Raw genomic sequence first — 25125 nt, forward strand, 5'->3', positions numbered from 1 at the left:
TCCTAATGTATGGTAAAAGGGGAATGACGATCAGTGGCCCAGCTTACCGTGGAACTCCCTGATTCGGCTATCCCTCATCCATCGCGACACGCTAGCGAGAACACCATGGCCTCTGTAGTCATTATCAAAACCGGCGACGCCTTCCCCGAAGTGGTGGATCAGCACGGAGACTTCGAACAGCTGTTCATCGAGCAGGTGCAGGACACCCTGCCCGACCACCTGACCCTCGACGTATGGGATGCACGCCTCACCAGCCAGCCGCCGGAGGATATCGTGGCAGCCATCATTACCGGCTCCCACAGCATGGTCAGTGAGCAGCTCCCCTGGAGCGAGGCGCTGAAGCCCTGGTTACAGCAGGCACTGGCGGACGACCTGCCGCTGCTGGGCGTATGCTACGGCCACCAGCTGATGGCCGCTGCATTTGGCGGTGTGAGTGATTACCACCCGGCGGGGCGTGAATCCGGCACACGCAGCGTACGCCTGACCCAGGCAGGCCGCCAGGATCCGCTGCTTGGGCAACTCCCGGAGTGTTTCGTGGCCCACTTGACCCATGCTCAGGCGGTCATGCAGCTTCCCCCTGACACCAGCATCCTGGCGCACAATTGCCACGATGCCCACCAGGCGCTGCGCTATGGGCCACGCCAGTGGAGCGTCCAGTTCCATCCCGAGTTTTCACCGCCGGTGATGCGCGCTTATATCGAACGCCAGCGCGCTGCCTTGCGCGACCAGGGTGAAGACCCGGATCAACTGCTGCAAGACGTCGCGGAGACCCCCGACGCCACGCGCCTGCTGACCCGTTTCATCGCGATGCTGTAGTGCGCGTTTGCGTTGCTGTCGTGCGCTTTTGGTCGCGCCGCGATGCCAGCCGGTCGGCCAGGCGGGTTGGCTCTGGCAGCTTGGTCTTGCCCAGGCAGCGCATGACCCAGTCCAGCGAAGTCGCCAGCGACAGTCGATGCCCCGGAGACACGAACACTGGCTTGACCTGAGCACGGGAGCGCAGCACGGCACCGATCACTTCCTGCCCAGCCATGAGCGGCACCCAATCGCCTCGGGCCTCCCCCACGTCGGCATGGCGCCCAGTGAGTCGCGACTTGGCAACCCCGATGGTCGGCAGGTCCAGCCACAGCCCCAAGTGCGCTGCCACGCCTAGCCGCCGAGGGTGGGCGATGCCCTGCCCATCCACCATGACCAGCTGCGGGCGTGTTTTCAACTGGGCAAAGGCTCCCAGCGCCGCCGGAATTTCCCGGAACGACAGCAGGCCCGGGATGTAGGGCATGCGCGTGGGTTCCCGGTGAACCACCTGCTCCACCACAGTCAGTGGCGGCGCCTGCTCCGGCGACCACGCCAGCACGACCACCGCCGCCCGGGTAATGCTGCCGTCTTCTTCGAAACCGATGTCGACCCCCGCGATGTGCGTCACGGGGTCGATACGGTCGTCGGCTTCCAATTGCTTGGCAAGCTGGGACTGGAGTGCGATGGCCTGCTTGGGAGTCAGGTTCCAATCGTGTAATGCGGCGTCCATGCGGCCTCCTTGCGGGTGATTCGAGGTTGGCGCCCAGCAGACGCTGAGCCACCAGGATGACGTTCAGGATAGCCAAAAAAAACCCCCCATGCCAAAGGCATGGGGGGATGGTAGCCAAGGCGACATCAGTCGCCCGGCAGGCGTTTACGCACGTTCGCGACGGCGAACCGGCGCATCGCCATCGTCACGACGACGGCGCGGTGCACGCTCGGGCGCACGGTCTTCGCTGATTTCCAGCGGGCGACCGGCCACACGGGCACGTGCCATCTTGGCCAGAATGGTAGACGGCAGGCCGCTGGGCAGCTCGACCACCGAGAAGGCGTTGCGAATATCGATACGGCCGATACGGGCACCTTCGATACCGCCTTCATTGGCCAACGCGCCAACCAACTGGCCAGGCTTGACGCCATCTTTATGGCCTACCGATACACGGTAGCGGGTCATGCCTTCGCTGGGCGCACTGGAGCGCTCGCGACGAGCACCAGCAGGTTTGCCGGGGGCACCCTCACGCGGAGCACGCTCTTTGCGCGGTGCTTGCAGACGGCCAATCGGCGCTTCGTCAGCACGAGCCATGGCAGCAAAGGCACATGCCAGCTCGACGGCGTCGTGACCTTCTTCCACCAGACGCTCGACCAGCGCGCGCTGCTCTTCGGCACCCTTGGTCAGGGCTGCCACGACGCGATGGTGGAATACTTCATCACGGTGCGCACGGATAGCGGCTTCGTCAGGCAGCGGCATTTCGGTCATTTTCTGACCCGTTGCCTGCTCCATCCAGCCTACCTTGCGGCCTTCACGGAAGCCCGCGAAGGTGATCGCGATACCGCTGCGGCCCGCACGGCCAGTACGACCGATACGGTGCGTATAGGCTTCGGCGTCCTGGGGAAGATCGTAGTTCACCACGTGGGTGATACGCGGAACGTCCAGACCACGAGCGGCGACGTCGGTCGCGATCAGGACATCGACCTTGCCACGCTTCAGGCGAGTGATGGTGCGCTCACGCAGGCTCTGGTCCAGGTCACCCGACAGGCCAGCCGCGTTGACACCGCGCGCCGTCAGCTGCTCTACCAGCGTGGTACAGGCAGCACGTGTACGTACGAACACGATGGCCGCATCCACTGGCTCCACTTCCAGAATACGCGCCAGCGCTTCCAGCTTGGCACCACCGTCCACACGCACCAGGCGCTGTTCGATGTTTTCTCCCGTCGTGGTGCGCGATTCGATCGCCACCTTGACCGGGTTGACCAGATAGCGATTGACGATGCGCTCGATTTCAGACGGCAGCGTGGCCGAGAAGAACACGCGCTGGGCATCTTTCGGGGTATCGGCAACCACGCGTTTTACGTCGTCGATAAAGCCCATGCGCAGCATTTCGTCGGCTTCGTCCAGCACCAGCGCAGACAAACCGTCCAGCTTCAGGCTGCCGCGATCCAGGTGGTCGATGATACGACCGGGCGTACCGACCACGACCTGAGCGCCGCGCTTCAAGGCGCCCAGCTGCTCACGGTACTCTTGACCACCACACAGGGTCGCCACTTCGAGCCCCTGCAGGTTTTGACCATACTTGCTAAAGGAAACCGCAACCTGCTGAGCAAGTTCGCGGGTAGGCGCCAGCACCAGTACCTGGGGCTCGCGACGCTGCATGTCGAGACGCGACAGCAGCGGCAGTGCAAAGGCAGCCGTTTTACCGGTACCCGTTTGTGCCTGACCCAGCATATCGCGGCCTTCCAGCAGGGCTGGAATGGTCTGCGCCTGGATGGGCGAAGGAGTTTCGTAGCCCTGCGCTTCTACAGCAGACAGAACGGCAGGCAAAAGAGCCAGATCACCGAAGCTCGGCGAGGTGACAGAAATCGAGGTCATTAATCACACCTTGGTAGGCCGGTATCACCGGCAAAAAACATCGTAAGCGTCTCTGACTCTGTCATATGCCGCACGTCACGGTGCGCAGCAAAAGAACAAGGCTCCGCATAGCGGATATCGTCATCAGTGGAGTCGGAGACGCCGGTCGCACCTGGCATTCGGCTGGCAGTACCGCACGCTGCGGGCCAACCGCTGTGGCGACCTTACTGCGCCGATTTCACCCGTCTGGTGAAATGCTGGAGGCGCGCCATCTTCACAGCAATGAACATCCAGTCGAGGGGATGTTCCTGCAAACGTTTCGGCTTGGTGCCACAAGGCCACCGAATCAACGCTTGCCGTCGTGATGGAGGGGTCAACACATGCGAGGAGCGCGCATCCTACCACCCCACTGGTGAGCTGACCAGCTTTTTTACTTTAACCAATATCATCCTGAAACTTGCACTTGTTCACTATTGGTCTAACCTGAGAGGTGCCTCACGTTGTTCACGAACTTCAAGGAGTGATGCATATGAACTGGGATCAGATCGAAGGCAAATGGACCGAAGTAAAAGGCAAGGCGCGTTCCAGCTGGGGCGAATTGACCGATGATGAGCTGACGCAAATCGGCGGCAAGAAAGACCAGCTCGTGGGCAAGCTTCAGCAGAAATACGGGCTGGCCCGTGAAGAAGCCGAGCGCCGTGCAGACGAGTGGGCCGACGGCCTCTGATCATTTCGGCATTGGCGCTGTACAGGCAGGCCAATGCGTATCCATTTTCCAATAGATGACTATTTGGCTGATTCAATAGCAACATGGAGAGAAGCTATGCGTAAATCACTACTGACAACGGCTATCGGCACGGTACTTCTGGGCAGCATGGCAATGGGCGCCCACGCACAGACCGAGCCACAGGGCATGTATTCAGCCGAAGACATTCTGGATGCTGACGTCTACTTCGCGGGCGGTTCCGGCGAAGAGATCGGTGAGGTAGAAAACATTCTTTTCGATGAGGAAATGCGCATCACTGCACTCGTCGTCGAAAGTGGTGCCGTACTGGGCCTGGGCGGACGTGAAATCGTCGTCGGTACCGACCACTTCACGCTGGAAACCCACACCGAAGCGGATGGCGATACCGAGCACCGGATCATGCTCCAAGCCACGTCCGAAGAAGTGGAAGCCTTTCCTACTTACAACCACGACTGGTGGGAACAAACCAAGGCAAGCGCACGCGATGCATGGGAAACCACGCGTGATGGCGCGCAAAGTGCCTGGCAGTCCGCCCGTGACGCCGTTAACTCCAACTGATACGTTTCCCGTCTAGCGATACGTACGCAATGGCCACCCCATCGGGTGGCCATTTTCGTGAGTGGTCGCACGGATTCAGCGACGGCGTACTCCCTGCCCTGGCAGGCGCTCACGGTCATGGGGGCGCTGAAAGTCCAACGCTGGCCCGGCGGGCACGATACGAGTCGGGTTGATGGTGTCGTGACTGTAATAGTAGTGGCGCTTGATGTGGTCCAGGTTGACGGTGTCGGCAATGCCCGGCCACTGATAGAGCTCACGCACGTAGTTGGACAGGTTCGGATAATCCTCGATGCGTTTGAAATTGCACTTGAAGTGGCCGTAGTAGACCGCGTCGAAACGCACCAGCGTGGTAAACAGACGAATATCGGCTTCGGTCAGCCATTCTCCCGCCAGGTAACGCTGCTCTCCCAGGCGCTTTTCCATGCGGTCCAGCGCGTCGAACAGCGCAGTGACATGCTTCTCGTACACCTTCTGCTCAGTGGCAAAGCCTGACTTGTAAACCCCGTTGTTGATGTGGTCGTACACATCGGCGTTGACCTCATCGATGACATCACGCAGGTCGGAGGGATAGAAATCCAGCGTATTGCCGGTCAGCTCGTCAAAGGCATGGTTGAAGATGCGCAGGAGTTCAGCCGACTCATTATTGACGATGGCGCTGCGCTGCTTGTCCCACAGCACCGGCACGGTCACTCGCCCCGTGTACTGCGCGTCGGTCATGGTATAGAGCTGGTGATGAAACTCGACGTGATTGATCGGGTCGCCGCTGGAGCCCTCGTCCTGGTGATAGGTCCAGCCCTTGTCCAGCATGAGCGGGCTGACATGGGAGACGCCGATCAAGGGCTCCAGGCCTTTCAGTTGACGCATGATCAACACACGGTGTGCCCAGGGGCATGCCAGGGAGATATAAAGGTGGTAACGATCCGCCTCGGCAGGATAGCGCTGGGCCTCGCCCTCCAGCACGCTGCCACTGTCGGCAGGATTTCCTACCCAGTGACGCAGCTGTGCCGACTCACGGACGAATTCCCCGCCGTGCTTTTTGGTGTCGTACCACTGATCGACCCACTCGCCGTTGACCAATAACCCCATGGTGTTTCTCCCGTTGCGAACGTATGAAATGGCATGTTTACAGCATACGCTCGACGAGAGCGGGCTCAAGCGGATGTTTTACCGCCTTTCATTCGAGGGAATCGAATGTTGGCTGCACGTCTCCTTGACGGACTGCCTTAACGCAGCGGCCATGGCATGAGCCGCAGGCCCTGCCCGGTCACGGTCACGGAAGATAAGCTGGACCGGGACTTCCCGCACGCCTCCTGCACTCAGCGGCAGCGGCTTCAGCGCACCACTGGTCAGCTCTTCGAGGATACGCGTTTCGGGTATCCAGGCGAACCCCAGCCCTCGCTTGAGCATGTCCAATGACGTGCCCACATGGCTGACCGTCCAGCGCTGCTCGGCCTTTAGCCAGCCGGCATTGGTGGACTGGCGCAGCGCCGAGTCACGCACTACCAGCTGGCGATGCTGGGCCAGGTCACGCAGATCCAGCGCGCGCCCCAACTGATGCAGCGGGTGGCGCGGATGAGCGACCGCCACAAAGCGCACATTGACCAGCGGCTCGCCGAGAAACCCCTGGGCTTCGATGGCGGTGACCACCAGGTCGGCACGTCCGTCATAGAGCATTTCGGTGCCGCCATTGAGCACGCTCTCATGCAGCTGTACGCGCACTTGAGGATACGTTTCCGAAAAGCGCTCCAGCGCCCTGGCCTGGGCCGCTGCGGGAAAGATCTGATCGATGGCGACGACGATTTCCGCTTCCAGGCCTGCGGCCAAACGCGAGGCCACGTCCTCCAGCGACGCCGCACTCTCGATCAATTGTCGCGCACGGCGCAGCAACAGTTCGCCTGCTTCCGTCAGCCGCACTTGCCGCCCCACGGGCTCCAGCACCTGGATACCCAGCTGCTCTTCCAATTTGTGTACCGCATGGTTGAGCGTAGAGGGGCTTTTATGGATCGCCTCTGCCGCCCTTGCAAAGCCACCGTGGTCGACCACGGCGGCGAGCATCTGCCACTGTGCAAGTGTTACCCGAGACATTTCGATTTCCTCGACGCTAAACAGCGAAACAAACCGCTTCACCTTCGAAAAAACAACACATAGGATGCCAGTAAAACGTCGAGAGTACGTGGCCTGACAGCAAATTTTGCACCAAGGGCTAATACGCGGGCTCACAGGAACATCGCCGTGTTTCAAAAAACAAACATACAGAAACAAAAAAACACATTCTAAATATTAGCAATTACCCTCAAAAAGCCACGTTTGCGAGGTCGGAGGGCGTTTTGGGCGATGCGCTTTCCTGGCCCGTGAAAAACGTCCGTTTCAAGCGCTCATTTTGGTCGGTAAGTGCTTAAAATGCCGTTTTAATTAGACACAACTTACGCACATCTTTAATAACCCTTCATTTGCGTCTATGGTTAAGAAGATGATCACGCCATGCGGCGGTCATCGAAGGCAGTTTACGCCGTTACTTTTGTTAGCGAACGGCGTTCGAGAGCGGTTCTCATTGTCGAATATTTGCATATTTCGACAGAAGTATGTTTTGTGTATGGATATACAGTCTATTCACCCCTGCCTCCTTGGGGTATGGTTCCCGAGTTTGCTCACTTTCTTGTTACGTTTACTTCACAAATTCGGCGGTCCATTTACCCATGTTGCGAATCCTCCATTCGCTGCCCCGCACGCATAAATTGTTACTATTACCAGTGGCCACCATGGTCACTGTGCTGGGCGCACAAAAGCTGGTGACGACGTATAACGACCTGAATCAACCTCACACACCGCTGGAGAGCGTACTTGTTCCTCTCCCCAGCGACTCTGCTCCTGGTGTCCCCTCGCTGCGGCAAGAGCGAACGCCTGTTGCAGAAGCGATCGATCGCGCCTCCCGCGCCCTCGACGCCACCCGTGACCATATTCCCCTCAGCGAATTGGCAGCAACCGAGATCGTCGACCTCGACGTGATCACCAGCGCCGAAGCCTCCATGGCCAGCGTGCCTCCCCTGGCCGTTGCGCTCGATGACGGCGCGCTGCACATGGCCGTGATCGTGGGCACTCTTGCAAGCGGCATGCTCAATACCGACCCGACCGTCGACATTGCTGATGCTACTTCCTACGAAGATTACGATATCGAGCTGTTCGACGATATTTCCTTTCTCGAGCGCGAGCTGGCCGCTGAAGAGCCCTTCGTGCCCGAGTGGCAGACGCATATCGTCGAGTCTGGTGAAACCTTTGCCGTGGTTGCTCAGAACGAGCTGGGGCTAGGCTACAGCGAAGTACTGGCGCTGCTGGAAGACATGCCCGACCAGCGCCTGCTGACCAACTGGCGCGCCGGCAACAGCTTCGATTACCAGCTGGATGAAGAAGGCCGACTGCTGTCGCTGCGCATGATGCGCAACACCCGCGACGGCATTTTGCTGGAACGAGACAGCGAACACTTTGCTATCACCACCATCGAACGCCAGGGCGAGCCGGTACAGCGGCTTTACGCGGGTAGCGTGAGCGGCAGCTTTGCACGCTCTGCCCAGGCTACCGGCCTGAGCAGCAGCTCGGTCACCGAGCTGACCCGCCTGTTGGAGAAGAAACTCGATTTCCGTCGCGACAGCCGCCGGGGGGATCAGTTTCAGGTATTGGTCGAGTCTGACATGATCGATGGCGAAACGCTGGATTCACGGGTGCTGGCGGTCAAATATGACGGCGAGCGCATGGATCTGACCGTGGTGCGCAACCCTTCCGACGACAACTTCTACACCCCGGAAGGCAACAGCCTGGACCCGGCCTTTGCCCGTCGCCCGTTCGAAGGCAACTATCGCCTGAGCTCTCACTTCAACCCGCGCCGCCTTCACCCGGTGACAGGGCGGGTCAGCCCGCATAACGGCACCGACTTTGCGATGCCGATCGGCACACCGATCATCGCGCCTGCCAACGGCCGCGTGGAGCGCGTGGGCAACCACCACGCGGCAGGACGCTATATCGTGATTCGCCATGATAACGGCTACCGCACACGCTACCTGCACCTTTCGCAGCCGATGGTGAGCCAGGGCCAGCGTGTCGACATGGGTGAGCGCATTGCCCTGTCCGGCAATACGGGCCGCAGTACCGGCCCTCACCTGCATTACGAGGTCATCGTCAACAATACGCCTGTCAACGCCATGACCGTCGAGCTGCCTGAGAACACCAGCCTGAGTGGCGATACCCTGATCGCCTTCCAGCGCCAGGCAGAACCGGTATTGGCAGCACTGGAGAGTGGCGAGACCGGCACCATCAGCGTGGCTAGCAACCAGAGCAGTGACGACGATAGCGACACCGTTCAGTAGTTCTTTCTTTCGTAGCTCTTTGACTCACCGTGTTACGCCGTTCGACAGGCCGCCCCAAGGGGCGGCCTGTCGCTTATGTAGCATACGTGGAAGGGGGATCAGGCGTCGCGTGCGGAGAGCGCCGATAGCAGGGCCGGGTCTCGGCGGTAGATATCATCTCGAAACTCTACTTCCCCCTGGGGATTGGGCCAGGCGGTGAGGTAATGCAGCGCCACGGGAATGCGCTGAGGCAGGTTGACGTTCTGATCGCTGCGCCCACTGTTCATCAGCGCATTGAGCTGATGACGACTGCCGCTGTCCTGTAACAGCATCTGGGCGAACTCCGCCACGCCTTCCACCCTGACGCAGCCAGAACTCAACGCCCGTTGATCCCGCTGAAACAAGCCGCGTGCCGGCGTGTCGTGCAGATAAATCATGTCGTTATTGGGAAAGCGTACCACGACCCTCCCGAGAGGGTTACGGCTACCCGCCACCTGGCGCAGCATGACGCCTCCAGGGCGCTGCCAATCGATGCTCTGGGCATCCAGCGCTTCTCCTGAGGGGCTCAACACCTGGATGTTTTGCTGGGCCAGATAACCGATATCCTCACGTACCCGTGGCAACACGTCTTCCCGCATGATAGTAGGCGGTATGGTCCAGCTGGGGTTGATGGTCAGATGACTGATCGTGGAGTGAATGACCGGCGTTTCACGACGCGGTGTGCCCACGACCACTCGCGCATCCCACTGCTGGCCGTCAGGCCGCAAGTAATGCAGCCGGTAGCCCGCAATATCGACCCACACCCGAGGCTCGCGCTGCAAGGAGGGGCGTATCCAGCGCGCACGTTCCAGGTTGACCCGCAACTGATCGACCCGTGAAGCCACCGGCATGTTCAGCGCCAGCCGGGTACGCTCCCCCACGACACCATCTTCCTGCAACTGGTGGCGGCGCTGAAAATGCTTCACTGCTTGCACCAGGGTGTCATCGAACAGCTGCTGGTCACGCTGCGCCCCCTGCACGCCAATCATCGGGTAGGCGCCGCTGTCGGCTCCCAACAGCCCCGAGGCACCCCACAGGGTCAGTCGTTGGCGCAGCGTGACCACATCCGGGTCTCGGTCGCCGGGGCGCAGCGAAACCTCTCTGCCGGGCAGGTAAGGCACGCTGCCTTGCTCAGCCAAGTGACGGTAGGTGCTCAATGCCTGACGAAGCTGGGCGTACTCGGGTGAGCTGGGCCGGGCCATGGCCAGCGCCGACTCGACATCGTGGCGCTCCACGGCGCTCAGTACCCGAGGCAGCGCATAACTGCGCTCTGGGCGCGAGGCATCCCAGCCAGGTTCGACCTGACGAGGATTGACCTTGCCCGACGATAGATGCTCCAGCGCCAGCAACAGGGCTCGGGTGGCATCGACATCGAAGCGTGCCTGGGCGGCAGCGTCCCATTCGCGGCTGGCACGGAACTCCTCCAGCAGCGTCGTCGCACGGTAATCCTCGGGTGTCAGGCCATCATCCAGCAAGCTATTCAGGCCCTGCACCAGGGCCACCACGCGGGCTTCATCCTGCCATACCGGCTGCCCGCCATTGAGCTGATAAAACGCTGCCACCGGCAGCGACTCCCCTGCCCGCTCGACCTGCTGTGACAAGGCTTGTTGCATCCCAGGGGGAGCAGGCTCCGCTGCCACCGCCAGCAAGGGGCCGGGCAGGACAAGGCCAAGCAGAGCGCCTATCGCCCATTGTCTTAGTCGCGGATGATCGTTCATCGCCTCTCCTTGCGTTATGATGCAGCGCTGTACGGCGCTGATGCCCAATGATATCGGCAGTTCCCATTACCGACCGAATAGCCTGACGCTCCCTTTCAGCATAGCTGCTTGCGCCTGTTCGTGGTCGTTTCTGGTGGGGGCTTATCGCACTTTTGGCAGGATGACACTCGATGCTCTCACGCTTGTATACCCGTTTCCGCTCTGATACCCCCCGTTTTTTGACCCTGATGACCGCCACGAGCCTGTTACTTGGCGCTTCTCCACTCCAGGCTGCCAGCTTTTATACCCAGGTCTCTTCCCAGCCCCCCATCGGCGTGTCGCCCCTTCATCATCAGTTGCAACAACTGGCGCCTGGCGCCTCCGGTGAGGCGCTCCGCCTGGCCGCACAAGCCATCGCTTGTGCCGACCCCTACGCCGAGCGCCTGGCCGTCATCGACTACTCGCTGCCCTCCACGGAGCCTCGCTTGTGGGTCTTCGACCTGCACCAGCACGCCTTGCTGTTCGAAGAGCTGGTGTCCCATGGCCGAGGGTCGGGTGATGCCGTGGCAGAAGTGTTTTCGAACGTCCCGGAAAGCTTTCAATCCAGCATTGGGCTGTTTCGCACCATGAACAGCTATTACGGGCGCAATGGCTACTCGCTGCGCCTGGAGGGCCTGGAGCCAGAGGTGAACGACCTCGCTTTCCAACGCGCGATCGTGATTCACGGGGCAGAGTATGTGAGCGAAGAGTTCATAGCCCAGACGGGACGACTCGGGCGTAGCCATGGCTGCCCTGCCGTTCGCGAAGACATCACCTACCCGCTTATCGACAGCCTCAAGGAAGAGCAGTACGTATTTGCCTACTATCCCGATGAAGAGTGGCTGGCGACCTCTTCCTTCCTGCGCTGCGGCCAAGATGACCACCTGCAGCTCGCACAGATGAGATAACCCGTTACGGCCAGACGACCCGCTTACTCCTTTATGGCGCCTAAAGCGTGATTTTCATCGCGAGACACGCTTTTTCCCAGGCAAACAGGCCATCTCCTGCAATAATTTGATACAAAAGATCACAAACCATTGCACGGCAGGTGTCTCATGTTTGCCTTCATGCACCCTTACCAAACCATCCGTCGTCTGGAACAGGAAAACGCCGCCCTGCGGGCCGAGCTGGCCATTGCTCGCAGTGCTCAAAGCTGCCGCACCCTCAGCTTGATGACGCCTTTCGAAGCCATCAGCCTGCTGCAAACCAAAGGGGCTCGCATGCTGGAGTCTCTCAGCAAAGGGGCTGCCGATCATGCTCAACAGCTCGCCAGTGAGCGAGCCACGCTGAACGATATGTTCGAGCAGCTTCATGTGGCCGAACAGACAACCCAGACACTGCACCAACAGCGGCAACGCCTGGCGCAGGCCGATGCGCATTATGCCGCGCCGTTTGCCAGCGAAGCCGCACTCCAGTCCCTGCGCAAGATTGCGGTGGAACTGGCGCGCAGCGCTGGTCATGCTCATGCTCTATCGGTCAACGCCTCACTGGAAGCAGCCCATCACCCTGCCTCAACGCAGCCAACGCCGGTATGGCCGGTGATTGCTCAGGACATACAGCATATCTCCGAGCAAACTCAGCGGCTTGCCCAGCAGTTGGAGCAATGGCTGGAACAGGCAGGCCACAGCCTGAAAGAGGACGCCCGAGTACTTGCCCATCAGCGGGAAGTGGCCAATGCCCTGGCCTGCACGGCCGACACAGCCGAGCGTGTGATTACACAGCTCAGTGACCGTGCTCGGCATCTCTATAAAGTCATACATCACGGCACCACCACGGCTTGTCTGGAGGCCGCCAAGCTGGAACACGCCGTCTGGAAAAGTCATATCTACCATCAACTGCTGTCAGCCAATGTCGATGAACACCCGAGCGACCACCAGCACTGCGCCCTGGGCTGCTGGTACTTTACGGGCGAAGGCCAGCGCTATCAGCGGATGGACGCCTACCGCGCCTTGGCCGTCCCGCACCGGCGCTTCCACGAAAGCGGCCTGGAAGCACTGCGGCTGGCCAGGCAGGGAGACCACACGGGACAGTTGGCCGCTCTGGCCCTCATGGAAGAAGCGAGTATCACGTTGGCCGAACAGCTGGATCGGCTCATGGAAGAAGCGGTCTATGACACGCCCTTGCCCTCCCCTACGCCATTGACGGGAATGCCATAACCGATACCAGCGTGGATAGCCAGGCTACCGAACGTGCTCATTTATGCCATGCTTAGGGGCAGGTTATTAGCCACTATGGGAAGGATCACATGGCATCAGCAAAAAAGCTCGACCTGGCGCTTCAAGGCGGCGGTGCTCACGGCGCTTATACATGGGGCGTGCTGGACCGACTACTGGAAGATGACCGAATCGACATCGAGGGCATCAGCGGCACCAGCGCGGGGGCCATGAACGGCGTCGTCATGGCCGACGCGCTGACTCGCGGCGGCAAGGAGACGGCTCGGCAAGCGTTGCGAGATTTCTGGAAAGCCGTCAGCCGGGCGGGCATGGCGAGCCCTATCCGCCGCTCCCCCATGGACGTACTGACCGGCAACTGGAGCCTGGATAATTCACCGGGCTATGTCGCCATGGACCTGATGACTCGTCTGGTTTCCCCTTATCAGCTCAATCCGCTGAACCTGAACCCCTTGCGAGACATCGTGGCGTCGCATATCGACTTCGACCGCGTGCGCCAGTGCGACCAGCTGAAACTCTTCGTCGCGGCGACCAACGTCCGTACCGGCAAGCAACGCGTGTTTCGTCGTGAAGAGATGAGCGTCGATGCCGTCATGGCGTCGGCATGCCTGCCGTTCATGTTTCAGGCCGTCGAAATTGACGGCGAAGCCTTTTGGGATGGCGGCTACATGGGTAACCCCGCACTGTTTCCCTTGATGGAAGAGTGCAGCGCGCGCGACATACTGCTGGTACAAATCAACCCCATCCGCCGCGATGAGCTGCCCACCACGGCCTCGGCCATCATGAACCGGCTGAACGAGATCACCTTCAACGCTGCGCTGATCAAGGAAGTCCGCATGATTGCCCTGCTCAAGCATGCACTGGAGGAGCAAGGCATCGAAAACTGCTACCAGCAGGCTCTGTTTCATCGCATCAGTGGCGACAAGGCTCTGGAGAGCCTGTCGGTATCCAGTAAGCTCAATGCCGAATGGCCGTTCCTGTGCCACCTGTTCGACCAGGGCAAAGCGGCTGCAGAGCTGTGGCTCAACGAGCACTTCGAGGCGATTGGTGAGCGCTCGACGCTGGATATCGACGCCGTGTACCTGCATGGCTAGTCCTTCAAGAGCAGGCACCCTCTGATATTGCGCCAACTTGGCGCACTCGACTCGGCGCTACTGCCCCAATCGAGTGCGCCCCTGCTCCCTCCCCTTGGCACCACACCCCCAGCGCACCCATCGTTATTCATTAAATCAATGTTTTATATTTAAAAAATGGCTAGTGGCGAATTATTTGCTTGGTGATTTCCAGTGTTATAGGCGTGGACCAGGCCCAGCCGGGTACGAGTGCGTCGAACCTGACCTTCAACGATGAGGGCATGTTCCCGTCTCTGTGCAGTGCCCTTGGCGTTGTGCGTTGACGAACTCGTTCCATGCTACCCGAGGCCACCCATGAACATCCGCCACAAAGCCAATCGTATTCGGCTGCTCGATTTCTCCACGCCACAGATGCGGGCATTCCACATGTCCTGGTTTGCCTTTCATATCTGTTTTTTTGGCTGGTTCGGCATCGCCCCGCTGATGGCTGTCGTACGTGAAGACCTGTCTCTTACGCAAACCCAAATCGGCAACACCATCATTGCTTCCGTGGCGATCACCGTGGTGGTCAGGCTGCTGATCGGGGTGCTCTGCGACCGCATCGGGCCGCGCAAGACCTATACGGGACTGCTGCTGTTGGGCTCCATTCCCGTCATGGGGATCAGCCTGGCCAACAGCTTTGAAACCTTTCTGCTGGCTCGTCTGGCCATTGGCGCCATTGGTGCGTCTTTCGTGATCACCCAGTACCACACCACCATGATGTTCGCCCCCAATGTGGTGGGCACCGCGAATGCCACCAGCGCCGGATGGGGTAACCTGGGGGGCGGTACGACGCAAATCCTGATGCCACTCATCTTCTCCGGAATACTCATGCTGGGCGTCAACGAAGCGCTGGGCTGGCGGCTTGCCATGCTGGTACCAGGGGTCGTGCTGTTTTTGACGGGTATCGCCTATTGGTACTTTACCCAGGATGCCCCGGATGGCAATTTCAGCGAGTTGCGTGCTCGTGGAGAGCTACCGGAAGCCAGCGGCGAGTATGGCGCAGCGCAGAGCTTCATGGCTGCCGCCAAGGATATTCGTGTCTGGGCGCTGTTTGTAGTGTACGGGCTCTGCTTCGGAGTAGAGCTGACTATCAACAACATCGCCGCCATCTATTTTTTCGATACCTTTGATCTCACTCTGGCCACGGCGGGGCTCATTGCAGGCCTGTTCGGGCTGATGAATATCTTTGCCCGCACTCTGGGCGGCGTCTTTTCCGACCTGTTCGCCAAACAGGCGGGCCTCAAGGGGCGTGTGCGCTGGCTCTTCATTGCTCTGATCTGCGAAGGCATTGCGCTGATTGCGTTTTCGCAGATGCACGTGCTCAGCATGGCGATTGGCATCATGCTGGTGTTCAGCCTGTTCGTGCAGATGGCGGAAGGTGCCACTTACGGGGTCGTCCCCTTCATCAACAAGAAGGCGCTGGGAGCCGTGGCCGGTATCGTTGGTGCCGGGGGCAACATTGGTGCCGTCTCCGCCGCGTTCTTGTTTCGTAATGAAAGCCTCAGCTACCAGCAAGGGCTCTTTTATCTGGGCATTACCGTACTGCTGCTGGCTTCTTGCGTGTTGGTGGTACGCTTCAGCGATGCCACCGAGGCCGAGGAAGCCAAGGCCTACCGTGAGGCCGCCGGTGATCGTCATGAACAGGGCGCTCTCTCTTTACGCTAGCAGTTAAGCAGGCGCGTCTCTGGTCATCCAGTGAGGCGCCGTCTTTTCAGGCGGCGAGTAACAAGGAACTATTATGTCTTCAGCCCAACAGCTACTCTTGACCGCGCTGCGCTGTGATATCGACAACCTTCATCATTTGGCCACCACCGCCGATATCGTCAGCGATATCAGTCAGTTCATCCACGTTCTGCAGCGCGAACGGGGCGCTTCGACCATTTATCTGGCTTCCCAGGGGAAGCGCTTCAAGGCACGCCGCGCCACCTACCTCGAACATAGCCAAAGTGCCGAGGCGGCCATGCGCCAGCGGCTGGAAACGCTGGGCCAGGAAGTTCGCGCACAGGCAGAGGCCAGGCTGCTTCGCCGCATAGCGGGTGTGTGGCAAGCCCTGGATGAACTTCCGGCGCTGCGCCGCGCCATCGATCAGTTCACGATTTCGCCGGATGCCGCCACGCAGGCGTTCAACCACTTGATCAGCGGGTTGCTGGCCATCGTTTTCGAAGCCGCCGACACGGCCGTAGACCCCGATATTACGCGGGCACTGGTGGCCATCTTCCACCTGATGCAGGGCAAGGAGCTGGCCGGGCAAGAGCGCGCCTGCGGCGCCTTCGGGTTTACCCTGGGGCACTTCGATGACGCGCACCGTGAGCTGCTCAACCAGCTGATGGCCGCGCAGCAGCGCTGTTTCGACACCTTTGCCGAATTTGCCACCGCCGAGGCGTTGGCTACCTGGCAGCAGGCGCTTTCGCCCAAGACGTTGGCGGGCATCCGCGAGCTTCGCGATATCGCCTGCCAGCGCGCCCATGCGCCCATGGGCGTCAGCGACTCGCTGGGCGAAACCTGGTACGAACTCACCACGCTGCGGCTGGATACCATCAAGGCGGTGGAAGATACGCTCAACACGCAACTGACCGCCCTGTGCCATCTCAAAATCGCCGAGGCCCGCAAGGCCCTGGAGCACGCCACCAGCACCCCGGGCCACCCGCTGCCCGCTCCCTGCGAGCAGCTGCTCATGCTGGCCCCCTCGCAACCGCTGGGCGACCTGACGGCCAGCGCGCTCCACTCACCGCTCAGCCGGTCGCTGATCGAGCTGGCTCAAGCTCAGTCCAGCCGACTGCAGGGCTTGAGCGACGAGCTGGAAAATACCCGCAAGGCCCTGCGAGAACGAAAGCTGATCGAGCGTGCCAAGGGGCTGATCATGGCCCACCAGGGCATGAGCGAAGAAGAGGCGTACCGCTTTCTACGCAAGACCTCCATGGACCAGAGCCGTAGCATGGCCGACATGGCTCAGTCGATTCTCGACCTTTCCGCGATGCTGCAGCGTAAAGATGACAAGCGCCAGCGCCATTGATGGCCGTCTGGCACCTTGCAATTTGCCAGGGGCACCCGCATAAACGGTGTATTCGAAAGCGTGCTAACAAATCAAGCCGCTTGACCATGACCGTTTAAGCAGGTGTCACCATGAGCCAACTTGCCAACACTGCGCTGTCTGTTCTGGACCTGGCGCCCATTCGTCAAGGCGGCAGTGCCGCCGAGACCTTTCAAGACAGCGTAGCCCTGGCCCAGCACACGGAGCGGCTGGGCTACCAGCGCTACTGGCTGGCCGAGCATCACAATATTGCGGGTATCGCCAGCGCCGCCACGGCCGTGCTGATTGGCCACGTGGCAGGGCAAACGTCCACCATTCGCGTTGGCAGCGGCGGCATCATGCTGCCCAACCACCCCCCACTGGTGGTGGCCGAGCAGTTCGGCACCCTGGAGACACTCTACCCCGGCCGGATCGACCTGGGGCTGGGCCGTGCCCCTGGCTCGGATGGCGCGACCATGCGTGCCATGCGGCGGCACGCCCAGTCGGGTGTCGATGACTTTCCAGAACAGCTGGAAGAGCTGCGCCGCTACCTGGGCGAAGCCCAGCCCCAGCAAACCGTCAAGGCCGTGCCGGGCCAGGGCACCCATGTGCCCATCTGGCTGCTTGGGTCCAGTGGCTACAGCGCCCAATTGGCCGCCAGGCTGGGGCTCCCCTTCGCCTTTGCTGCGCAGTTTGCGCCGGGCTATCTCTTCGAAGCGCTGCGCCTGTACCGCGACCAATTCCAGCCCTCCGAGCATCTGGCGGAACCCTACGCCATGGTAGGGTTACCCGTGATGGCGGCCGACAGCGACGACCTGGCCCACTATCTGGCCACGACTGCCCAGCAGAAGTTTCTCAATTTGATTCGCGGCCGTCCGACGCAGTCACAACCCCCGGTCGATCATCTGGACTGGAGCCCCATGGAGCGCGCCCAGGTCGCCCAGTTTCTTGGCGCGGCCATCATCGGTGGCCCTGAAACGGTCAAGGAGCAGCTGGCCGACTTCCAGGCACGTACCGGGGCCAACGAGCTGATGATCAACAGTGACTTCTATCAGCACGCGGACCGCCTGCGCAGTTATGAGATCGTCGCGTCAGTCGTCAAGGACGCCTGACACGTTCACCTGGTAACCTTCAGCCTTTGGCAATCAAGAAAGCACCTGCCGCCAGCATCAAGGAACCTGCTGTGCGGTTGGTGCCCTTCTGGGCGCGTTCGGATTGGAAAAAGCGCCGTGCCGACGAGGCAAACGACGCCACCAGCATCAGCCCCATCATCAACCCCACCAGGGTAAGCCCAACCACCAGCAACATGTCGCCATGGTTCAGCGTGGTCAGGTCGATGAAGGTGGGTAGAAACGCGATATAAAACAGGATGACCTTCGGGTTGGAGGCCGAGATCAGGAACCCTTGGGTCAACCCCTTGAGGGCCTCACGAACGGATGTGGCCGCCACGGGCGCACCGCCTTCCAGGCTCGGGGGCGTGACGCTGGCCGTCCACATTTTCCAGCCCAGATAAAACAGGTAAGCCGCGCCCACATAGCGCAACACGGTGAAGGCTTCACCCCAGTTTTCTGCCAAGGCAGCCAGCCCATAGAAGGCCAGCATCAGATAGATGACATCACTCACGGTCATGCCCAAGGCCAGCGGCCAGCAGGCGCGCACGCCTTGGGACATCCCCTTGGCCAGCAGCGCAAAGATACCGGGACCAGGAGTAATGGCGAAGACGAAGATCGCCACGAAATAGGTCAGGGCACTCTCGAGGGTCATGTGACGGCTCCCCATCTTTCGGTTGACGCTTTCAGGCATCCGCTTATGCTAGCGTATGCCATGTCTTGTATGCAGGAATACTCATGCAGCGTTTTGTATTTACCCCGATGACCCGCGACGATTTCGCCCTGTTCTGGCCAACGTTCCAGACCATTGTAGCGGCACAGGAAACGTACGCGATAGACCCCGACATCACCTTTGATGATGCCTACCATCTATGGTGTACGCTGCCGCTGCACAGCCTGGCCGTCAAGGACGGGCAAGGTCAACTGCTAGGGGCTTATTACCTCAAGGCCAATGCCGCAGGCCCCGGCAAGCATGTCTGCAACTGCGGCTATATGGTGACACCCCATGCACGCGGCAAGGGCGTGGCCCGCGCCATGTGCGAACACTCTCAGGTGCTGGCCGGTGACGCTGGCTTCGAGGCGATGCAATTCAATGCCGTCGTGGCCAGCAATCACGTCGCGGTCGCCCTGTGGCAGCGGCTGGGGTTTGCCATTGTCGGCACCGTACCCCAGGCGTTTCGCCATCCGTCGCTGGGACTGGTGGACACCTATGTCATGCACAAGCGGCTGGTGAAAGATGCCTAGTACAGTGGGCCAGCCAGTTTACTTCGGGCGGATGTTTACGATTTGAGCTCTATCCCGTATTCACGGGGGTGAACCACGCCCTCCAGCTTGCCTATTTGCGGCATGTCCTCCTTCCCCATCACGGTATGCATATTGGTATCGGGGAAACGCAGGTTCTTGACGACCTGAACCTGGGTGGGCATGCCTTTGCCATCGATGTCCATGATCCACGCCAGAAAGCCCCCCGAGAACTTCGCCAGACTGCCGATGGGATACAGGCCGTAGGCCTGAATATACTCCACCAGAATGGTTTTATCGTACGCCCTGTCCGCTTCATAAATCATGCGATAGGCGTCCAGAGGCGTTCTGGGTGGTATGCCATTGCGACCGTGGGTCAGTTTGTTGACGGCCTTGATGACACTGAGCAGGCGAATCAACTCGGATAACTGATCGCCGCGTTTACCCTTCGGGTAGCCGGAACCATCCAGGCGCTCGTTGGCATTGTCGATAATCTCCTGACACACCGGACTGGGGCTCCAGTCGAGCTCCATGAGCCTCTGGCGCAGTGCCGACACATGCCCGCGCAGAATCTCCTTCTGTACAGGGTTCATGTGTACTTTCAACGAGGGCAACTGAGGCCCCACCAATAGCGGCTTGCCCATGTCATGTATCAAAGTGCCCAGCATCGCTTCGCGAATCTGGGGGTCATAAGGGTCTCTGGTCAACAGCATATCGGCCAACTGGCAAGCCGCTTGTACCGCATGGCGCACCCATTCGGGTTCATCTCTCAAACAGGCAAGCGCAAACATCAGAGCCTTGCGGTCCAACTCGATCAGATAACGCAGGGTGTCAACGCAGTCGTAAAGTACCTCACCGGGGAATGCATCATGCGTCTTGGTATACATCAGCCCCACCTGCATATGATGCGATACGTCGAGTACGCCTTTTTCCATGGGCGTCTGGCGTGAGCGTTTGTCTCGCTCCAGGGCCTCACGCTGCTGAATTTTCTTCTCTTTGGCACCGGCAATGAACAGCGTCGAATGGTAATCCATCTTGTCGTTTGCCCCTGTGCGGTAACCAGCTTCGTGTTCGGCTTCGGTCACGTATCGAAACAAGGCCTCCGACTGGGCTGCCGAAAGCCGCACGAATTGAACCCCTATCGCCGCATGGCCATGATGCCCAAAAGGGCGAATGTGACGAACACACCCTTCCGCAAAAAAACTTTCGCCATTGGGAAACTCGAGGGTGACACCAGGAATCTCCTGATCGACGCTCAACGCCAGACAATCCGTCAGACGCGTATCGACCAGACACCCGCCCACCGACAGGTTGCGCACACGCCCATCGATACTGAGCTGATGGGGATAAACTTCGAGATTGACGCGCGCCTGCATGCCCAGAATGAACGGTATGCGCATGGCACCTCGGTGCTCATGAATGAACACCGACTCAGGTAGCTGGCACTCGAAACGGTAATGAGCTCGATCGGTCTTGAGCAGCTTGGCAGCCACGTTGGAGAGGCTGTAGGCCTCGCGTTCCAGCAGGTACTGTCCTTTCACGGCTTCGATATCGAGATTGACACAGCCCTGCCCAAGATAGCGTTCGATATGCTGGCCTGCGTACTCGGCTTCCAGCACTAACCGTCCTGTCAGCAGATCCAGCTCCGAGACGGCGGCGATCAGGGGGCTCGGCATGCCGTCAGAGTGAATGGAGAGCTCATGGGTATGCTGGAGCAAGGCGCGAATGACCTTGGCAGAAGGAAACTCATAACGGCTCTGGAGTAGCATGGGACACCTCTATTATCAGGGAGGTTTTTTCCATGTAGACAGCCCGAAAAATTAATTCTTTGTTTTTATTGAATTATCACCAGCTTCCAAATACTGCTGAGCACCGCTGACACGACACAATTTTTCACATGGGCTGATTACCCTAGCGTAGGCCAAGCGGAGAAAAACCACACGCATCATTCAAGGCAATAAGGGCATGAATGTGGACACCATAAGCCCTTTTTCGGCATCCATGGTTGAGCACATGCCTGCATCGTTAAAGTAGCTTTACCTAAAAAAGACAAACTCTATAGTGCTTATAAAAACCTCACACATTACACAAAACCATTAAATCAAATATAAATTAGCTAATTAAATATCAACACAAGACAACACTACATAAATTATGACAATAAAAATCAAATAATTACCAAAAGAAACAAAGTAACTAAAATACGCCGACAAGCTATAGCACCTTATAGTTTAAAACAAGAATTTTAATTTATGTTAAAAACAATCAAACAACTGCTATCTTGAAGCACCCACATTAACGTCACTTCAGGCGTTGGGACACAAAAGGAAAGGGACATGCAAAATCTATCGGTCAAACGACTGATCTCAGGGGCCTTGGTAGCGCTGCTGGTCATGCTGATGGTAGTAGGAGGCTTGGGCTACAAGGGAGAGCGCGAAGCCGCCTTCAGTGTTGAAGAAATCAATCAAATCAGTGCTCAACAGTCTAGCGCGGCGGCGCGAGCAGAAGCCAATCTGATGGAGATGCGCGTTCGCCTGGAGCGACTGTCGCAACACTACGCAAATGGCCTGGAGAGCCGTGTAACGACTGCGTTAGGCCATGCTCAGGCGAGTCTGTCGGTTGCCGATACACGGATGGCAGGACTCAATAGCGTGCCCACGACGCCTGGCACGCAGCGGCATACGTATTTAGCCGCCATTAATGAAGCCTACAACAATATAACTCGCCCCGAGTTCAGAAGCGATTTGGCCAATGGAAACTATAGCGAGCTAATCAATTACAAAGAAACGATCAACGACGGCTTCGTTGCCTTTGGAGATGCCGTCAGCAACTTCAATAACTATGCACTCGATCGGGGCGAGGAAGTCACCAGTGAAACATTACGAGATAGTCAAATATTGGGGATCACTGTCGGTATTCTAGTGCTCACGGCACTCGGTATCTATGCCGTGATGCAAGTGACCATCAATCGACATTTGGTATCGCCACTACAGCGGGCTGTACAGATTTGTGAAAACATTGCCAAGGGCGACCTGACCAGCCATATCGAAGCCCGCGGGCGCAATGAGATGGGCCGCTTGTACAGCGCCATGGACGACATGCAGGAGCGTCTGGAAGAGATGATTGGCACGCTGAACCAGAGCAGTTCCGCCGTGGCCAGCAGTTCACAGCAAATCGCCAGCGGCAGTCAGGACCTGGCATCGCGCACCGAGCAGCAAGCCGCCGCCCTGCAACAAACCGCCGCCAGTATGGACGAGATATCTTCCATCGTGCGCCAGAATGCCGATACCGCTAGCCAGGCGGAGCTGTTGACCCAGGATGCATCACGCAAAGCCGAAACGGGCCAGCATAAATCGCAGCAAACCAGCCAGTTGATGCACGGGCTGGAAGAAAGCTCCAAACGGGTCAATGAAATCATTCAAGTGATCGACTCCATCGCCTTCCAGACCAATATCCTGGCGTTGAATGCCTCCGTGGAAGCAGCCCGTGCAGGCGAACATGGTCGTGGCTTTGCCGTCGTGGCCAGCGAAGTGCGCTCGCTGGCCACCAAAACCTCCAACTCCTCGAAAGAAATTCGCACCATGATCGAGGACATCTCCCAGCGTATCGTGGAAGGGGCCAACCAGGCCCAGGAAAGTGGCGAAAGCATGGAGGAAATCAACCAGGCGATTCTGCGCGTCACCGACATGATGCAGGAGCTGGCCCTCTCGGCCAAGGAGCAGGAAGCCGGCATCAGCCAGATCAGCACCGCCGTCTCGCAGATGGATTCCGCCACTCAGGAGAACGTCTCTCTGGTAGAAGAGACCAGCACTGCCTCCGCCTCATTGCAGGACGAAGCCTCACGACTGGCCGAGCTGGTCAGCGAATTCAAACTCAAACGCGCCAGCGAGCGCCAGGCCAACACCGGACTCCCGCTGTCGGTACAGAGAGCATTCCAGGTCGCCTCAGCGCCTAAACTAGCATCTCCTACCCACCGCTCCACCACCCCGGAATGGGAAGCGTTCTGACATTGGCTATGTTACTTAGCCCTATACAGTAATACTTGAACAAAGAGAGCCCTTGCAGGCTCTCTTTAATTTATAGCAGCTTTACTTATCTCGACCTCACTTACACCGATGATCACTTAAAATACAAAACGCATCAAAAGAACTGACAAAGAGAAAATTTTAAAACACTTAAGAAACAATATCGGACGATAAATTATAACATAACAACGTTTATTCATTAATAAAACTTACCATCATACCCTTACTTCACCAACAACCTAGGCATGAATTAAATAATGCTGTCAACTTATTTTTAACAATCAAACCAATAGTAAACAACTATCATGTTAATTCCCTCTAATATGCCAATCCAGGCATATGGGAACATGGAGGTTGACTATGAAAAACATATCCGTCAAAAGAATGATAGGAACGGCATTATTAGTACTGCTAGGCATGGTTGTCATTCTCGGAGGCATGGGCATCAAAGAAGAGAGAGAGGCAGCAGAGACACTCACTGAAATTAACCAAATAAGCGCTCAACAGGCAAGTGCTGCCAATAGGTCTGAAACGAACCTCATGGAGGTACGTGTTCGTCTGGAGAGAATGGTGCAGCATTATCGAAACTTGCGACAAGATAGAGCCGAAAACGCTCTTCGTGAAGCACTCCACAGCCTCTCCAGGGCAGATGCCCGTATTCAATCACTAAGCAGTATCGTTTTGACAGAAGGAACCGAAAGACGCCTGCTGATAGACAACATTCTCAGTGCTTATGGGTTCGTTGTGACCGATGCGTTACGTGCAGACCTGAATAATAGCCACTTCGAGGCCATTGAACAGCAGCTAGACCCAATCAATGAAAGATTTTCTCGCTTTAGCGATGCAGTCGAGGAGTTTAATGGCTATGCGATGGATAGAGGAAATCAAGCTCACGCTAAAGCGGTACGAGATGGTCTGATTTTCTCCATTGTCGTTGGCACATTGGTAGTACTTGCTATCAGTCTGTATGTCGTAATGCAGATGACCCTGAACCGTCACCTCATTGCACCATTACAACGAGCGGTGCAGATTTGTGAAAACATTGCCAAGGGCGACCTGACCAGCCATATCGAAGCCCGCGGGCGCAATGAGATGGGCCGCCTGTATAGCGCCATGGACGATATGCAGGAGCGTCTGGAAGAAATGATTGGCACGCTGAACCAGAGCAGTTCCGCCGTGGCCAGCAGTTCACAACAAATTGCCAGCGGCAGTCAGGACCTGGCGTCACGCACTGAGCAGCAGGCGGCGGCACTCCAGCAAACCGCCGCCAGCATGGACGAGATCTCTTCCATCGTGCGCCAGAATGCCGACACCGCCAGCCAGGCGGAGCTGCTGACGCAGGATGCCTCCAAGAAAGCCGAAACGGGCCAGCATAAATCGCAGCAGACCAGCCAGTTGATGCACGGCCTGGAAGAGAGCTCCAAACGGGTCAATGAGATCATTCAGGTGATCGACTCCATTGCCTTCCAGACCAATATTCTGGCCCTGAATGCCTCCGTGGAAGCAGCCCGTGCAGGCGAACATGGTCGTGGCTTTGCCGTCGTGGCCAGCGAAGTGCGCTCGCTGGCCACCAAAACCTCCAACTCCTCGAAAGAAATTCGCACCATGATCGAGGACATCTCCCAGCGTATCGTGGAAGGGGCCAACCAGGCCCAGGAAAGTGGCGAAAGCATGGAGGAG

At 58.5% G+C, this 25125-nt stretch carries 20 protein-coding genes; 13 read left to right on the forward strand and 7 right to left on the reverse strand.

Features of this window, described 5'->3' with window-relative positions; all coding sequences use genetic code 11:
• The first annotated feature begins 105 nt into the window (after positions 1-105).
• On the forward strand, positions 106-816 hold the full coding sequence (locus FEU76_RS07830; RefSeq protein WP_144981900.1) for a glutamine amidotransferase: 711 nt from the start codon (positions 106-108) through the stop codon (positions 814-816).
• On the opposite strand, the gene nfi is transcribed toward FEU76_RS07830, so the two are convergent.
• The gene (gene nfi, locus FEU76_RS07835) at positions 800-1522 is read right to left on the reverse strand and encodes a deoxyribonuclease V (protein WP_144981903.1); all 723 of its coding nucleotides are present in this window, start codon (positions 1520-1522) and stop codon (positions 800-802) included. The genes FEU76_RS07830 and nfi overlap by 17 nt on opposite strands.
• 144 nt (positions 1523-1666) lie before the next feature.
• Complete coding sequence (locus tag FEU76_RS07840) at positions 1667-3379, reverse strand: DEAD/DEAH box helicase (protein WP_016914693.1); 1713 nt, start codon at positions 3377-3379, stop codon at positions 1667-1669.
• A gap of 508 nt (positions 3380-3887) precedes the next feature.
• Here FEU76_RS07840 and FEU76_RS07845 point away from each other — a divergent pair.
• A complete protein-coding gene (locus FEU76_RS07845; protein ID WP_096922455.1) occupies positions 3888-4085 on the forward strand; it encodes a CsbD family protein in 198 nt (65 codons plus the stop codon).
• 96 nt (positions 4086-4181) lie between these two features.
• A complete protein-coding gene (locus FEU76_RS07850) occupies positions 4182-4661 on the forward strand; it encodes a PRC-barrel domain-containing protein (RefSeq protein WP_144981906.1) in 480 nt (159 codons plus the stop codon).
• A 75-nt stretch (positions 4662-4736) separates the two neighbouring features.
• Here the strand turns inward: FEU76_RS07850 and FEU76_RS07855 are convergent, their stop codons facing one another.
• Together FEU76_RS07855 and FEU76_RS07860 are read right to left on the reverse strand one after the other, a co-directional pair.
• Positions 4737-5747, reverse strand: coding sequence for a glutathione S-transferase family protein (locus FEU76_RS07855; protein ID WP_144981909.1), 1011 nt, complete (start codon positions 5745-5747; stop codon positions 4737-4739).
• 78 nt (positions 5748-5825) lie between these two features.
• Positions 5826-6746 carry a LysR family transcriptional regulator gene (locus FEU76_RS07860; RefSeq protein ID WP_039176791.1) on the reverse strand — a complete coding sequence of 307 codons (921 nt, stop codon included), beginning with the start codon at positions 6744-6746 and terminating at the stop codon, positions 5826-5828.
• 611 nt (positions 6747-7357) lie between these two features.
• On the opposite strand from FEU76_RS07860, the gene FEU76_RS07865 reads away from it, so the two are divergent.
• Positions 7358-9019, forward strand: a complete 1662-nt coding sequence (locus FEU76_RS07865; protein WP_039176794.1) for a peptidoglycan DD-metalloendopeptidase family protein — start codon at positions 7358-7360, stop codon at positions 9017-9019.
• Between the two features lie 98 nt (positions 9020-9117).
• Here FEU76_RS07865 and FEU76_RS07870 read toward each other — a convergent pair whose 3' ends face one another.
• Positions 9118-10755 carry a L,D-transpeptidase family protein gene (locus FEU76_RS07870; protein ID WP_144981912.1) on the reverse strand — a complete coding sequence of 546 codons (1638 nt, stop codon included), beginning with the start codon at positions 10753-10755 and terminating at the stop codon, positions 9118-9120.
• A gap of 170 nt (positions 10756-10925) precedes the next feature.
• Here FEU76_RS07870 and FEU76_RS07875 point away from each other — a divergent pair, with 170 nt between their 5' ends.
• From FEU76_RS07875 to FEU76_RS07900, 6 genes are all read left to right on the forward strand, one after another.
• Positions 10926-11681 (forward strand): murein L,D-transpeptidase catalytic domain family protein, encoded by a 756-nt coding sequence (locus FEU76_RS07875; protein WP_096922452.1) that lies wholly within the window; start codon positions 10926-10928, stop codon positions 11679-11681.
• 147 nt (positions 11682-11828) lie between these two features.
• The gene (locus FEU76_RS07880) at positions 11829-12929 is read left to right on the forward strand and encodes a CZB domain-containing protein (RefSeq protein ID WP_039176802.1); all 1101 of its coding nucleotides are present in this window, start codon (positions 11829-11831) and stop codon (positions 12927-12929) included.
• 89 nt (positions 12930-13018) lie between these two features.
• The gene (locus FEU76_RS07885) at positions 13019-14038 is read left to right on the forward strand and encodes a patatin-like phospholipase family protein (protein WP_096922450.1); all 1020 of its coding nucleotides are present in this window, start codon (positions 13019-13021) and stop codon (positions 14036-14038) included.
• A 333-nt stretch (positions 14039-14371) separates the two neighbouring features.
• The gene (locus tag FEU76_RS07890) at positions 14372-15724 is read left to right on the forward strand and encodes a NarK family nitrate/nitrite MFS transporter (protein ID WP_016914702.1); all 1353 of its coding nucleotides are present in this window, start codon (positions 14372-14374) and stop codon (positions 15722-15724) included.
• Between the two features lie 73 nt (positions 15725-15797).
• Positions 15798-17072 carry a nitrate regulatory protein gene (locus tag FEU76_RS07895; RefSeq protein WP_144981915.1) on the forward strand — a complete coding sequence of 425 codons (1275 nt, stop codon included), beginning with the start codon at positions 15798-15800 and terminating at the stop codon, positions 17070-17072.
• 110 nt (positions 17073-17182) lie between these two features.
• The gene (locus FEU76_RS07900; RefSeq protein WP_039176811.1) at positions 17183-18181 is read left to right on the forward strand and encodes an LLM class flavin-dependent oxidoreductase; all 999 of its coding nucleotides are present in this window, start codon (positions 17183-17185) and stop codon (positions 18179-18181) included.
• Positions 18182-18200: 19 nt separating this feature from the next.
• On the opposite strand, the gene FEU76_RS07905 is transcribed toward FEU76_RS07900, so the two are convergent.
• On the reverse strand, positions 18201-18833 hold the full coding sequence (locus tag FEU76_RS07905; protein WP_039176814.1) for a LysE family translocator: 633 nt from the start codon (positions 18831-18833) through the stop codon (positions 18201-18203).
• Between the two features lie 83 nt (positions 18834-18916).
• Here FEU76_RS07905 and FEU76_RS07910 point away from each other — a divergent pair, with 83 nt between their 5' ends.
• Positions 18917-19423 carry a GNAT family N-acetyltransferase gene (locus tag FEU76_RS07910; protein ID WP_144981918.1) on the forward strand — a complete coding sequence of 169 codons (507 nt, stop codon included), beginning with the start codon at positions 18917-18919 and terminating at the stop codon, positions 19421-19423.
• 35 nt (positions 19424-19458) lie between these two features.
• Here the strand turns inward: FEU76_RS07910 and FEU76_RS07915 are convergent, their stop codons facing one another.
• Positions 19459-21189 (reverse strand): HD domain-containing phosphohydrolase, encoded by a 1731-nt coding sequence (locus FEU76_RS07915; protein ID WP_096922444.1) that lies wholly within the window; start codon positions 21187-21189, stop codon positions 19459-19461.
• 567 nt (positions 21190-21756) lie between these two features.
• Here FEU76_RS07915 and FEU76_RS07920 point away from each other — a divergent pair.
• On the forward strand, positions 21757-23427 hold the full coding sequence (locus tag FEU76_RS07920; RefSeq protein ID WP_144981921.1) for a methyl-accepting chemotaxis protein: 1671 nt from the start codon (positions 21757-21759) through the stop codon (positions 23425-23427).
• A gap of 378 nt (positions 23428-23805) precedes the next feature.
• The coding region (locus tag FEU76_RS07925) for a methyl-accepting chemotaxis protein (RefSeq protein ID WP_144982417.1) at positions 23806-25125 on the forward strand (1320 nt) is incomplete at its 3' end.

The sequence above is a fragment of the Halomonas sp. C22 genome (assembly GCF_007655045.1).
In the GTDB taxonomy this organism is placed as follows: Bacteria; Pseudomonadota; Gammaproteobacteria; order Pseudomonadales; family Halomonadaceae; genus Vreelandella; species Vreelandella hamiltonii.